Raw genomic sequence first — 12,875 nt, forward strand, 5'->3', positions numbered from 1 at the left:
GCCCCCGGAACCGGTGGACGAACAATAAAAGTGTTACCCATGTACCCGGGCAGAAGTGTTACCCATGTTTCCGGTTGCACAGGGAACCCTTTTCTCAAAGGGTTCCCTTCTCCCCTTCCCCCGGCCGATCGCTGCTGTCCTCATCCGTATGGCTCGAAGACTCGCCAACGGCTGGAGGCCCGGAGGCTTGTCAATCGAACAACTTGAAGTCGTTGAGGAAGCGTTCCTTGCGGCGGGCGACGGCGGCGTCGTCGGACATGATCATGTCGAGTTGGCGGGTGTGGGTGATGAGGTAGCCGATGATCTTGAGGCGGTTGCCCATGGTGTCGTGGTCCAGGCCCTCGACGCGGGCGAACATGTTGTCCTGGCGCACGCGGACGCGGAAGTCGAACATCTCCAGGAGGTCGCCCACGAACCGGGCGCGGCGGATGCGCCGCTCCATGTTGGCGGCCCCGCCCTTGAACTGGAAGGAGGCGTAGTTCTCGCTGACCCGTTCGCCCACCAGGGCCTCGACCCCGCAGAAGTGGAAGCCGAAGCGGGACTGGAGCGAGCAGTAGTTCTTCGAGACCATGAAGTAGTTCTTCTGGGTGTAGCGGGTACCGGCGGACGGGACCAGGTCCGGGTTCATGGTGGCCTCGAACATGACCGACATGAGCCCCCGGCCATGGACGGGCGGCGGACCTTCCCAAGGCACGGCCTGCATGCCTTCCCAGAGCATCTGCATGGGGTAGGAGACGATGTGTTCGAGCAGGATGCAGCGGTCCTTGCGCGCCAGCCCCTCAGGAGAGAAGCCGTCGTCCAGGTTGAGAATCCAGAACTGCTTGGGCACGTCGCAAATGAGCTGGCGGCTGGCGGCCTCGATGTAGTCGTCGTGGGTGCCGAACTCGAACATGACGTTCACGGCCCGCTCGTGGCAGTAGCGCATGACGTCGTGCAGGGTCCGGCAGTTGGCGGGCTTGAACTCCGGGGACTCCGGGTTGGTCAGGTTCAGGCGGACGATGTGGCGGGCGGCCTTGCGCAGGGCGCCCTGGACCGGGCTGCCGCGCATGATCCGCTGCCGGGGGGTGTCCTTGAGCAGGGCTTCCACCGCGCCGTCGTAGACCGCGCGGCCCTCGGCGTCCACGGTCAGGATGCGGCCGTCCTCGAACCGGCCCACCGCGTCCTTGACCCCGAACAGGGCCGGGACGCCGAACTCACGGGCCACGTTGGCCAGGTGCCCGGCCATGCCGCCCTGCTCGGAGATGAGCGCGCTGGCGCGGTCGAGCAGCGCCGCCCGGCTGGGCAGGGCCTGGCGCAGGATGAGCACCCCGCCGTCCGGAAAGCTGAGGGCGTCCACGTCCTTGCGCAGGGTGAAGGCCGGGCCCACGCCCACGCCCGGGCTGGCGGTCTTGCCGCCGGTCAGGACGGGCTCGGGCAGGTTGGCGGCGGGCGCGGTATTGTCGCCGGAGGAGACGCGCATGAGCGGGCGGCACTGCAACAGGTGGAAGGCCCCGTCCGGGGTCATGGCCCACTCGATGTCCTGGGGCGTGCCGAAATGCTCCTCGACGCGCACGGTCTCGCGGGCCACAAGCAGGGCCTGCTCCTCCGCCAGGGACGGTTGCGCCCCCTTGTCCCCGGCCAGCTCTTCGCGGCACACGCCCTCATGAGGGCTGCACACGTACATGTCGGTCTTGTCGGCCACGTGGACCTCGGCCACGCGCAGGGGGTCGCGGGCGACGATGAATTCGTCGGTCCCGGCCGTGCCGTCCACCACGGGCTTGGGCAGCCCCCAGACCGAGCTGATGGACACGCGGTCGTCGCGCACGTTGACCGGGTTGCCGGAATAGGCCACGCCCCCGGCCACGGCCTCGACCATGGTCATGCAGCCCACGGACATGGCCACGTCGTCGTCGCGGATGCCGTGGCTCAGCCGGTAGGCCATGGCCTGGCGGGAATACTTGGAGGCGACCACCTCCCGGTAGGCGTCGAGCAGGGAGGAGCGGTCCACGTTGAGCACGGACCGGTACTGGCCCGCGAAGGAGGAGCCCTCGATGTCCTCGCCCAGCGCGCTGGAGCGCACGGCCAGGTCCGGGGCCCCGCCCAGGGTTTCGGCCAGCCGGTCGTAGGCGGCCAGGATGGCCGAGGAGAGGTCGTCGGGCAGGCGGGCCTCCATGATCAGCTGCATGATGCTCGACGAGGCCTGGAACACGGATTCGCGGTCGTCCCCGGCCATGGTCTGGATGAGCCGGTCGATCTCCACGCCGAGCCCCTGGCTCTGGGCGAACCGCTGGTAGGCGGCCACGGTGATGACGAAGCCGGACGGGATGCGCAGGCCCAGGCTCGAACCGGCCTCGCCGAGCATGGCCATCTTGGGGCCGCACAGGTCGGCGTGGTCGCGGTTGACCTCGGCCAGATCGATGACCAGCTGGCCGCCCACGCCGTGGGCCTCGGGCTCCAGCTCCTCCATGATCCGCTCGTTGATGGCCTGCATGGCCGCCACCAGGTCGTCGTTCCCCTGGGCCTCCAGCTCGCCCAGGTGGCGGACCATCTGGTAGATGGAGGTGGAGATGCGCGTGCACAGGGTGCGCACGAAATGCATGCCGTAGGGGGTGAAGCCGCGCAGGGCCTCCTCCAACTCGCCCATGAGCTCATGGGCGCGGGTGTTGGCCTGGATGAGCAGCCGGAAATGGTCGTAGCGGGTGGCGAAGACGCGGCGCATCTCGGCCCGCTCCTCGGGGGTCCTTTCCTTCTTGCGGAACCGCAGCCAGTCGAACAGGCCCATTCGGTGTCGTCCTTTGAAAACAGTCTAGGTCAGGGTCGCAGGGGTCATGGGAAGGGGCGCGGGAAAGGACGAGGTCACTCGCCGCCGGCCCGGGCCGCGATGCGGTCCTCGTGGTACTTCTTGCGTTTGAAGGCGTCCTCGAGCTTGTAGAGCAGCTCCTCGAACTCCACGGGCTTCATCAGGTAGTCGAAGGCCCCGAGCTCCATGCCCCGGATGGCGATCTCCATGCTGGCGTGGCCCGTGAGCATGACCACCTCGATCAGCGGATTCACTTCCTTGATCTTGTGCAGGGCGGTCAGCCCGTCCATGCCGGGCATCTTCACGTCGAGCAGGATCACGTCCGGCTCGAAGGCCGCAAGCCGTTCCAGGGCCTCCTCGCCCGAGCCCGCCTGCTCCACGGTCATTCCCCGGCGCGCAAGCCGCTTGCACAGGGTGTTTCGAAAGGATTCCTCGTCGTCCACGAGGAGCGCTTTTATGTCGGCCATGGGCCACTCCCGTCTCGTTGTCGTTTCCGGCTACCCGGCCACGGCTTCCCCGACCTTTTCGAGGAGGTCGTCCAGGTCGCACGGCTTGAGCAGGTAGTCGAAGGCGCCGGACTCGACGCCCTCCCTGGCGGCCTGCTCCGAGCCGTGGCCGGTGAGCATGATGACCGGCATCTCCGGCACCATCTTCTTCATTATCTGCAAGACCTCTATGCCGTCCATATCCTCGAGCTTGAGATCGAGGACGGCCACGTCGAAATCGTTGTCCCGGAGCACCCGGACGGACTCGGCCCCGCTGCCCGCCGTGGTCACCAGGTAGCCGCGCTTGCCCATGCGCTTGGCCAGCACGTCGAGAAAGCCGAGTTCGTCGTCGACCAGGAGCACGCGGATGGGTTCGTCCGCCATGGCGGCCTCCCCTACTCGCCCCGGCGCAGGACGATGTGCCGGGCCCGGGCCTCGAGGATCTTGTTCTCGTGGGCTTCCTTCTTGTCCTGGGCCTCGCCGATCTTGGCCATGAGGCTTTCCAGGTCGCACGGCTTCATCAGGTAGTCGAAGGCCCCGGACTTCATGCCCTAGATGGCCGACTCCACGGTAGCGTGGCCGGTCAGCATGATCACCTCCACCAGGGGGTGGTCGGCCTTGATCCGCTTCAGGGCCTCGTTGCCGTCCATGCCCGGCATCTTGACGTCCAGGACGACCACGTCGAAGAAGACGTCGCCCTTGGCCAGGGCATTAATCGCCTGCGGGCCGTCGTAGGCCACGCCCACGGTGTAGCCCCGGTTCTCCAGCCGCTTGGCCATGGTGTCCACAAACCCTTTCTCGTCGTCCACGAGCAATACTCTGGCAGGCATGCCGCCCTCCCGGTGATTTGTCGGTTACGCCTCCGGGGCCTCCGCCCCGCCTTCGCCGCCGTCCGCGCCCCGCGCCTTTCCGGCGGGCAGGCGGATGGTGAAGGTCGTGCCCCGGCCCACGGCGGAATCCACGGAGATGGTCCCGCCCAGCTTGTTGATGATCCCGTAGATGATGGACAGGCCGAGCCCGGTCCCCTTGCCCACGGGCTTGGTGGTGAAAAACGGGTCGAAGATGCGCGACAGGTTGGCCTCGGGGATGCCCGAGCCGGTGTCCGTGACCAGGGCCAGGACCGTGTCGCCCTCCTGGCGGGTGATGATGTCCAGGTCGCCCCCGCCGGGGTCCATGGCGTCGATGGCGTTGTTGACCAGGTTGAGGAAGACCTGCTGCATCTCGGACGGGCTGGCCTCGATGGGCGCGATGTTGTCGCCCAGGCTGGTCTCGATGACCACGTTGGCGTACTTGGCCCGCTGCCCGGACAGCTCGGCGATCTCCCGGACCAGGTCGTTGAGGTCGAACGACATGATCGTGGGGTCGATCTTGCGGGCGAAGGACAGCAGCTTGTGGGTGATCTCCTTGCAGCGCGCGCCCTGGGTGCGGATCTGGTTCAGGGCCCGCTGGACCTCGCGCTCGTTGTCGCCCCGGGACAATCCCTCCTCCAGGAGGTCCTGGATCCAGCCCGCCTCCTCGACCATGATGGCCACCGGGTTGTTGATCTCGTGGGCGATGCCCGCGGCCAGTTCGCCCACGCTGGCCAGTTTGCCCGCCTCGATGATCTGCTCGTTCAGGATGTCCTTGGCCGCGTCCGCCCGCTCCACCTTGCGGGCCATGCGGCGGCTCATGAGAAAGGCCATGACCGTGATGGCCAGACCGCCCAGGAACAGGATGCCGATGGCCAGGTCGCGGCTGCGGTTCAGGGTGGCGAAGGCGTCGGCCGTGTCCTGCTGGTAGACCATGAGCCAGTCGCCGCCCTTGATCGGGCTGGTCACGAAGATGGTTTCGCGGTGCGTCGCCGGGTTGTCCATGACCGCCATGGCCGCCCGGCCGTGCACCTGGTCTGCGGTGCCGGTCAGGGACCGGGCCAGCTCGCGCAGGAACGGGGCCTCGGCGGTCATGTCCCGGCGCGGGGTGGTCTGGAACTCGCCCTCGCGGTTGATGATGTAGGCCATGCCGGTCTCGCCGATGCGGATGTTCTCCACCAGGCGGTTGAAGGCGATGAAGTCGAGCGTGGAGCGCAGGACCCACTCGCGGCCGTCGGCGCGCATGCGCAGGGCGATGATGAAGTGCGGGACCCCGCGCATGCCCAGCCCCACGTCGCTGACGTGGACCGTGTTTTCGCGCACGGCCTTGAACCACGGCTCGCGGGAGTAGTCCAGCCCCCGGAGCTGGAACGGGCCGGAATAGGCCACCTGGATGCCGTGCTCGTCGATGAGCCCCAGGTCCACGAAGTCGGTGCCGTGGCCCACGGTCAGGGCGTCGTGCAGGGCCTCGATGCCCCCGGGCGTGGCCAGGTGCCCGAGGTCGATGACCTCGGCCAGGACCCGGATCTCGGCCATCTTCTCGTCCAGGTAGGCGTCGATGGTCTGGTCGTGCTTGAGGACCAGCTCGCGCAGATGGGCCTCGACCTTCTCCTCGTAGGCCACGCTGTACTGGTATCCGGCGATGAGCACGACCACGAACAGCGGGGCGAAGGAGACCAGGATGATGGTGAACATCATGCTCCTGGCCAGACCCTGGTAATAGTGCACGTCGGACATGGACCCGCTCCGTTCGGCGTTCGCGTGCCCCGGTCGCGGGCCGGATACCGGGCCCGGCGGGCACGCTTTCATTCCCCTCCCACATACACCGGATTCCGACATTAGGGCAACAAAATCCGTATTTTCCATAGTGTTGCAGGACACGGGGCGAAACACCCCGGCACCGGCCGAAAACGTACCGGTTTCTAGAAACCATATGATCGGTCACAATCATGGATTCTCCGGTCAATTTGGGCTAGACTGGTTCAACGTCGGAAACACTTACCCCCTTTGGACAGGTTCATCATGCTGGCTTTCCTCGATAAGATAAAACTCGGCACCCCGCTGCTGCGACGCATCGTCTTCTGGCTGCTGTCCGCGTTCGTGGCCTATACCCTGTTCGGCTTTTTCGCCGTGCCCCCGATCCTGAAGGCGGTCCTGGTCAGCCAGGTCCGGGAGGCCACCCACCGCGAAACCAGCGTGGGGGACATCTATTTCAACCCCCTCGATTTACGCCTCGAACTCACCGAACTGCACATCAGGAACCTCAAGGAGGAAGGGGACCTCGTCTCCCTGAACCGCCTGGAGGTCGCGCCCGGCATCTCCTCGGTCTGGGAGCTGGCCCCGGTGGTCAGCCATCTCAAGCTCGACGGGCTCAACGTAAACCTGACCTTCTACGGCGACGGCAAGTACTCCTTCTCCGACCTCCTCGGCACCCCGGACAGCGTCAACCAGCAGGCCGCCGAAAAGAAGCCCGGGGAGAAAAAGGGCGCGGTCTTCCCCTTCGCCCTGTACGGGTTCGAGATGACCAACTCCGCCATCACCTTCGACGACCGGCCCCGCGGCAAGAAGCACGTCGTCTCCGACATCCACCTGCGCGTGCCGTTCACCTCGAGCATCGCGGACAAGGTCAAGGAGTTCACCCAGCCGGTGTTCACGGCCGTGGTCAACGGCGACCCCGTGGAGCTCAAGGGCAGGACCCTGCCCTTCGACCAGACCCTGCAGACCGAGTTCGAGCTGGGCGCGGTGGACGTGGACCTGCACCAGTACTGGCAATACGTGCCCATCAAGACCCCGCTCGAACTCAAGAGCGGGCGGTTCACCTCGGACATCTCCCTGTTTTTCGAGCGGCCGGACGCCCAGCGCATCGACCTCTTCCTGGGCGGCGGCGGGACCCTGACCGACCTGGAGCTGACCGCGCCGGGCGAGGGGTCGGTCTTTTCCATGAAGAAGCTGGCCTTCGAGATGGAGCGCTTTTCCCTGGGCGACAACGCCCTGATCATCAAGCAGGTGTCCATGAACCAGCCGACCTTCAAGGTCGTGCGCCGGATGGACGGGAACATCAACTGGGTGGAATACTTCCCCGGCTCCGAGCCCGGCCCCACCGGGCCCAAGGTCAAGACCAAGGCCGACACCGACTCCGCCTTCGTCCTGGACGTGCGCAAGTTCGAACTCAACGACGGGACCATGGATTTCCGCGACGACCTCGTCAAGGGCGGGTTCCAAAGGACCTTCTCCAAGCTGGACCTGTCCGTGGAGAACCTGTCCACCCGCGAGGCGCAGACCGCCGTGTTCAAGGGCTCCTTCGGCTCCGAAGGGTTCATCTACGTCAATGGCGAGGCCACCCTGGACCCGGTTTCGGCCAAGGTCACCGTGGCGGGCAAGGACCTGAACGTGCCCGCGTACGCCCCGTACATCAACGAGGCCCAGCCTCTGCTGGTGGATTCCGGCAAGCTCGGCTTTTCCGTGGACCTCGCCTACCATGACCAGGACGGCAAGCCGCAGGTGACCGCGCAAAACGGCTCCCTGAACCTGACCCGTCTGGCCGTGCGCAAGCCCGAGGCCAAAGAGCCGAGCCTCACCCTGGGCGCGCTCGACGTGTCCGGCGCGACCCTGGACCTGGCCGCCCGGCGGGTCGCCGTGGGCGAGGTCAAGCTGACCGAACCCTCGGCCGACGTGATCCGCGAAAAGGACGGCCGCCTGGACCTGCAACGGGTCCTGGAAGAGGCCGCCAAGGCGGGCGAGGAGGTCGAGGCCGAGACCGAACGGCCCGCCGAGCCCGTTGCCGATCAGCCCACTGCCCCAGCGGCCGGCGAGCCCGAGACGCCGTGGACCGCGACCGTGAAGCATTTCGCCTTGGAGGATGGGGCCGCCGACTTCCGCGACCTGACCCTGACCCATCCGGCCAGCCTCGGGGTGCGCAATTTCAAGCTGGACGCCACCGACGTCACCACGGAAAAGGGCGGGGAGATACCCTTCTCCCTGAGCGGCGGCTGGAACGGCGGCGGCTGGTTCTCGGTGCGCGGCCGGGCCGTCGCCGACCCCCTGGCCTCCAGCGGCACCATCCGTGTCGAGAAGTTCGGCCTGCGTCCCCTGGACGACTATCTGGCCCAGGACACCGACCTGCTCATCGCCGACGGCAAGGCCTTCGCCGACCTGAGCTACACCTTCACCGGCGGAGAGACCCCGGAGTTCACGCTCAAGGGCAGCACCGGCCTGACCGACCTCAAGGTCAAGACCACTTTCGAGGACGCCGAGATGGGGGGCGTCGACCGGCTGGACGTCAAGGGCATCGTTTTCGCCAGCGACCCCATGACCTTGGCCGTGGGCGAGGTCAATTTGAACGGGCCGCGCGCCCTGATCCACATCGACAAGGACGGCAGACTGAACGTCCGGCGCGCCCTGCGCATGGCCGAGCCCGCGCCGCCGGCCGAGGAACAGACGCCCGAGGGCGAACAGCCCGTTCCGGTGCCCGAGGCCGTGGTCAAGCAGATCGAGGCCGAGACCGAGGCCAAGGCCGCCGAGGAGAAGCCGCTCTTCGAGCGCCTGACCGTGGGCAAGATCGGCATGCAGAACGGTGCGGTCACCCTCCACGACGAGAGCGTGCACCCGGCCTTCACCACCGAGGTCACGGCCATGGCCCTGAGCCTGACCGACATCGGCCAGACCCGGGAGGCCCGGCCCAAGGTGGACTTCAAGGCCAAGATCGGCCCCACGCCCGTGTCCGTGACCGGGGTGGTCAACCCGGTGGTCATGCCCATCTTTTCCGACCTGGCCATCTCGGTGAACGGCATGGAGCTGGTGCCCCTGACCCCCTACACCCTCAAGAACCTGGCCTACCCCATCCAGAAGGGGCGGCTCTACGCGGACGTGATCTTCAAGACCGAGGACTGGGTCCTGAACGCCAAGAACAAGTTCTTCATCGAGCAGCTGCAGCTGGGCAAGAAGGACAAGCGGCCCGGCGCGCCGAACATCCCGGTGGAGTTCGGCCTGTCCCTGCTCCAGGACTCCAACGGCGACATGCAGCTCAACCTGCCCATCACCGGGCGGCTGGACGACCCGAACTTCCGCATCGGCGGCATCGTGTTCAAGGCCATCATCAACCTGTTCTTCAAGGCCCTGTCCTCGCCCTTCTCGCTGATCGGCTCCATGTTCGGCGGCGGCGAGAACATGGACTTCGTGGTCTTCGAACCCGGCCGAGCGGCACTGAGCACCCAGGGCGAGGACAAGCTCGACACCGTCATCAAGGCCCTGACCGAACGCAAGAAGCTCAAGCTCGAAGTGGACGGCGTCACGGACCCGGTGGCCGACAAGAACGGCCTCATCCAGGTCATCCTGGAGCACAAGGTCAAGCAGGCCAAGTACGACGACCTGCCCCGGTCCAAGCGGGCCGAGACCACGGTGGACCAGATCACGGTCGAGCCCGACGAGTACGAGGACATGCTCTACGAGGCCTATGCCGACGAGCCGGACGAGGAGGACCTCAAGCCGACCACCCTGTTCGTCACCGACCGGCAGCCCGTGGACGTCATGGAGAAGTTCATCCGCGACCGCATCGTGGTCACCGACGAGATGCTCCACCAACTGGCCATGGACCGGGCGAACGCGGTCAAGGAGTACATCATCTCCAAGGTCCCGGAGCTGACCAACCGCGTCTTCCTCCTGGACAAGAACACCAAGTCGGACGGCAAGACCGGCGTGCCCAAGCACAGGGCGGACCTGGGCATCAAGTAGCGGCTTGCGAAAGCGGCGCAGATGCCCCACTCTCCCAAGCCTATTCCGGGCGAGAGAGAATCGACAAAAAAGCCCTCATTGATGATGAGGGCCTTTTCTTATGTGGCGCGGAAACGGGTTACTTGAGAACGATCTCGTCCAGGGACTTGCGCCTGCGGGGCGGGACGGACGGTTCGTCGGGGTGGCCCACGGCCAGGAGGCAGACCACGCGCTGGTCCCTGGTCAGGCCGAAGCGCTCCTTGAGCGGGGCTTCGTTGAACATGCCGACCCAGCAGGTGCCCAGGCCGAGCTCCACCGCGCGGAGCATGATGAAGGACACGGCCAGGGCCACGTTCATGGCCGACGCGCCGAACCGGGCGGTCTCGGAGGACTTCTCCGCGTTCTCGGCGTAATCCAGGATGCCCTGGGTCGGCTCCTCGTCCATGACCTTGTGCTCCTTGTAGAAGAAGGCGCTCGCCTGGGTGTCGCGGACGTACCCCTCGAGGTCCGCGCAGCAGACCAGGATGGCCGGTGCGGTCGCCAGCCAACTCTGCTTCTTGGACACCTCGCTCGACGCGATCCACTTGCGGGTCGCCTCGTCCGTGACCGGGATGAACCGCCACGGCTGGGAATTCAGGCTGGACGGGGCCTGCCGGGCCGCCTCCAGCAACTCTTCGAGGACCGCTTCGGGCACGGGCTCCCCGGTGAACGAACGCACGCTGTGCCGCGCGCCGATGGCTTCCTTGACGGACATGGACATGGCTGACTCTCTTTGTTTCGGTATTGCGATCACGCCCCGCCTCGCGGGACGACTTTCTTTCCTGCCCGCGATACTACCGCACAACCGCCCAAGGTCAACGCCCTTCCCGCAAAAAAAGAACCGCGCCGCAAAATGCGGCGCGGTAAAAGTCAACATCCCCAAATCCCTGCAAATACCCTCCCGCACTCCATTGGCGGGTAGGTGCCGGAGACGCGAGGCGACGGGAGTGAAGCCCTAGCCTTCTACGGCGAACTCCCGGCAACGAAGCAAATCAGGAGCCTACCCGCCGATGGAGGCCATGCGGGTCTTGCAGACGCCGTGATCCGAGGAGCGCATGCGGCGCAGCAGCTCGTTGCCGATGGGCTTGTTCCTGCCAGCCAGGCGGATGATCTTCTCGACCTGGTCCATGCCCAGTTTGGGATGGCGCAGGGCCGGGCGCAGCCGGTAGACCTTGTCCGAGAAGAGGCAGGTCCGCAGGTTGCCGTCCGAGGTGATGCGCAGCCGGTTGCAGGTGGAACAGAAATGGTCGGTGTACGGGGAGATGAGGCCGATGCGCCCCAGGCCGCCCTCGATATTGAACATGCGGGCCGGGCCGTGGCGGCGCTCGCCCGATTTGGTCACCGGGACGAGTTCGGCAAAGGCGCGGGCCTCGGACAAAATCTCGGCGGCGGTCCAGACGCGCCCGTCCTCCCAGCCGGTCTCCGTGCCCACGGGCATGAACTCGATGAACCGGAAATCCACGGGATGGGTGCGGGCGAACTCGATGAAGTCGCCCAGCTCGTCGTCGTTGACGCCCTTCATGGCCACGGCGTTGATCTTCAGGGTCATGCCCGCGGCCAGGCAGCGGTCGATGTTCTCCCGGACCACGGCGAAATGGTCGCGGCCGGTGATGGTCACGAACTTCTCCGGGGCCAGGGTGTCCAGGGAGATGTTCACCCGCCGGATGCCCGCCTCGGCCAGCCGTTCCACGTCCGGACCGATGAGGGTGGCGTTGGTGGTCACGCACAGGTCCATGTCGGTGAAGCGTTGCGCGGCGTTGATCATGAAGTCCGCGAACCCCTTGCGCACAAAGGGCTCGCCGCCGGTGAAGCGGATCTTCTGCACGCCGAGGTTGCGGGCCATGGCGATGAGCTCCATGATCTCCTCGTAGCGCAGGATGTCCGGGTGCGGGATGAACTCCATGCCCTCGCCCGCGCAGTACGTGCAGCGCAGGTTGCAGCGGTCGGTCACGCTGATGCGCATGTAGCTGACCTCGCGGCCGTGCTTGTCCTCCAGATGCTCGTGCATGCCCGTACCTACGCGAAAATCTCTTTCTTGGTCACCGCCTCGGACTTGATGCGGTCGAGGAAGTCGGCCAGGGCGGGCTTGACGTTCTCGCGGATGTCGCCGGCCACGATCAGGAAGAGCACGTCGTCGCCGGGCTGCATGTGCCCGGAATTGGCGTGGCACCAGGCGCGGAAAATGCCCTCGCGCGCCTCGATCTCCTGCCGGATTTCCTCCATCTTTTCGAAATCGGGAGTGATCTCGATGGCGGTGACTTCCTCGTGCCCCTTGCGGGACCAGCCGCGGACCACGCCGTTGTGCACCAAAACCATGCCCACGTTTTCAGCGAAACCGGGCTCCTTCTTCAGATCGGCCAAGGCCTTGTTGATATCCATATCCGACTCCTTGTTGTCACATTTCGTACCGGGTGAGGGTATGCCCTCGGCCCGACGCAGACAACTATTTTGTTATTCCCCCGGATCAGGCACCCTGAGGAACAAAAAATAATACCAACGCCCGGAGAATAGGCTATGGTTGACAAAACGGCCGCACAGGCCGCGCGAAAACGGCACTCCTCCCATAGCTGGCGGTTTCAAGGCATCGTACCAGGAGAGGTCGCGTTCCCCGGATCCAGGCCCTCCACTGTGGCCGGCGGTACCTGCAATGCGACTTTGATGCCCGAACCGTCCTGAGCGGGGCCAGGGTCAGCTCCCGGTCAAACCCGGTCCGGGACCGCCTGGCCCCATTTTTGTGCCTCCGGCGGCCGGGGCGCTGCCCCGGACCCCGCCAGAGAACCTTTTGAAAAAGGTTCTCTGGACTCTCCAAAACTTTTTGTCGCCGCTTCGCGGTTCGTGCGATGCGACAAGCCCTGCCTCTTCCGCCTCTCTGCCGACCCGTTCCACCGTCCAGCGAAATCAACCATTCACCTGCTTCCCACTCCCCCCGCGAAGCGCCCAAAAAGTTTAGGAAAGGATGGGGATGGGGGTCTGGGGGAAGGGGAAGGAAAAGCCCTTTTCAAAGGGTTTTCCTTC

At 65.8% G+C, this 12,875-nt stretch carries 8 protein-coding genes and 1 pseudogene; 1 reads left to right on the forward strand and 8 read right to left on the reverse strand.

Annotated features, from left to right (window positions below; all coding sequences use genetic code 11):
• Window positions 1-190 precede the first annotated feature (190 nt).
• The 5 genes and pseudogenes from AB6M95_RS18255 to AB6M95_RS18275 all read right to left on the reverse strand — a co-directional run bounded on the left by AB6M95_RS18255 (window position 191) and on the right by AB6M95_RS18275 (window position 5,849).
• Entirely contained in the window at window positions 191-2,761 is a 2,571-nt protein-coding gene (locus tag AB6M95_RS18255; protein WP_371388180.1) for a PEP/pyruvate-binding domain-containing protein, read from the reverse strand.
• A gap of 74 nt (window positions 2,762-2,835) precedes the next feature.
• Entirely contained in the window at window positions 2,836-3,246 is a 411-nt protein-coding gene (locus AB6M95_RS18260; protein ID WP_371388181.1) for a response regulator, read from the reverse strand.
• A gap of 30 nt (window positions 3,247-3,276) precedes the next feature.
• A complete protein-coding gene (locus AB6M95_RS18265; RefSeq protein WP_371388182.1) occupies window positions 3,277-3,648 on the reverse strand; it encodes a response regulator in 372 nt (123 codons plus the stop codon).
• 11 nt (window positions 3,649-3,659) lie between these two features.
• Window positions 3,660-4,094 (reverse strand): annotated as a pseudogene (locus AB6M95_RS18270) (response regulator).
• A 24-nt stretch (window positions 4,095-4,118) separates the two neighbouring features.
• Window positions 4,119-5,849 (reverse strand): sensor histidine kinase, encoded by a 1,731-nt coding sequence (locus AB6M95_RS18275; RefSeq protein ID WP_371388183.1) that lies wholly within the window; start codon window positions 5,847-5,849, stop codon window positions 4,119-4,121.
• A gap of 285 nt (window positions 5,850-6,134) precedes the next feature.
• Between AB6M95_RS18275 and AB6M95_RS18280 the strand changes: the two genes are divergently transcribed.
• Window positions 6,135-9,842, forward strand: coding sequence for a DUF748 domain-containing protein (locus tag AB6M95_RS18280; RefSeq protein ID WP_371388184.1), 3,708 nt, complete (start codon window positions 6,135-6,137; stop codon window positions 9,840-9,842).
• Window positions 9,843-9,960: 118 nt separating this feature from the next.
• Here the strand turns inward: AB6M95_RS18280 and AB6M95_RS18285 are convergent, their stop codons facing one another.
• The 3 genes from AB6M95_RS18285 to AB6M95_RS18295 form a co-directional block, all read right to left on the reverse strand.
• A complete protein-coding gene (locus AB6M95_RS18285; RefSeq protein WP_371388185.1) occupies window positions 9,961-10,581 on the reverse strand; it encodes a nitroreductase family protein in 621 nt (206 codons plus the stop codon).
• A gap of 279 nt (window positions 10,582-10,860) precedes the next feature.
• Entirely contained in the window at window positions 10,861-11,868 is a 1,008-nt protein-coding gene (moaA, locus tag AB6M95_RS18290; protein WP_371388186.1) for a GTP 3',8-cyclase MoaA, read from the reverse strand.
• 8 nt (window positions 11,869-11,876) lie between these two features.
• Window positions 11,877-12,239: a molybdenum cofactor biosynthesis protein MoaE gene (locus tag AB6M95_RS18295; RefSeq protein WP_371388187.1), complete on the reverse strand. Its 363-nt coding sequence runs from the start codon at window positions 12,237-12,239 to the stop codon at window positions 11,877-11,879.
• Window positions 12,240-12,875 lie beyond the last annotated feature (636 nt).

It is taken from the genome of Pseudodesulfovibrio karagichevae, from assembly GCF_041414475.1.
Lineage (GTDB): Bacteria > Desulfobacterota > Desulfovibrionia > Desulfovibrionales > Desulfovibrionaceae > Pseudodesulfovibrio > Pseudodesulfovibrio karagichevae.

What these genes read in the sequence shown, in the direction of transcription:
- AB6M95_RS18255 (WP_371388180.1), bottom strand. Translation starts at nt 2,761, where the DNA reads ATGGGCCTGTTCGACTGGCTGCGGTTCCGCAAGAAGGAAAGGACCCCC.
- AB6M95_RS18260 (WP_371388181.1), bottom strand. Translation starts at nt 3,246, where the DNA reads ATGGCCGACATAAAAGCGCTCCTCGTGGACGACGAGGAATCCTTTCGA.
- AB6M95_RS18265 (WP_371388182.1), bottom strand. Translation starts at nt 3,648, where the DNA reads ATGGCGGACGAACCCATCCGCGTGCTCCTGGTCGACGACGAACTCGGC.
- AB6M95_RS18275 (WP_371388183.1), bottom strand. Translation starts at nt 5,849, where the DNA reads ATGTCCGACGTGCACTATTACCAGGGTCTGGCCAGGAGCATGATGTTC.
- AB6M95_RS18280 (WP_371388184.1), top strand. Translation starts at nt 6,135, where the DNA reads ATGCTGGCTTTCCTCGATAAGATAAAACTCGGCACCCCGCTGCTGCGA.
- AB6M95_RS18285 (WP_371388185.1), bottom strand. Translation starts at nt 10,581, where the DNA reads ATGTCCATGTCCGTCAAGGAAGCCATCGGCGCGCGGCACAGCGTGCGT.
- moaA (WP_371388186.1), bottom strand. Translation starts at nt 11,868, where the DNA reads ATGCACGAGCATCTGGAGGACAAGCACGGCCGCGAGGTCAGCTACATG.
- AB6M95_RS18295 (WP_371388187.1), bottom strand. Translation starts at nt 12,239, where the DNA reads ATGGATATCAACAAGGCCTTGGCCGATCTGAAGAAGGAGCCCGGTTTC.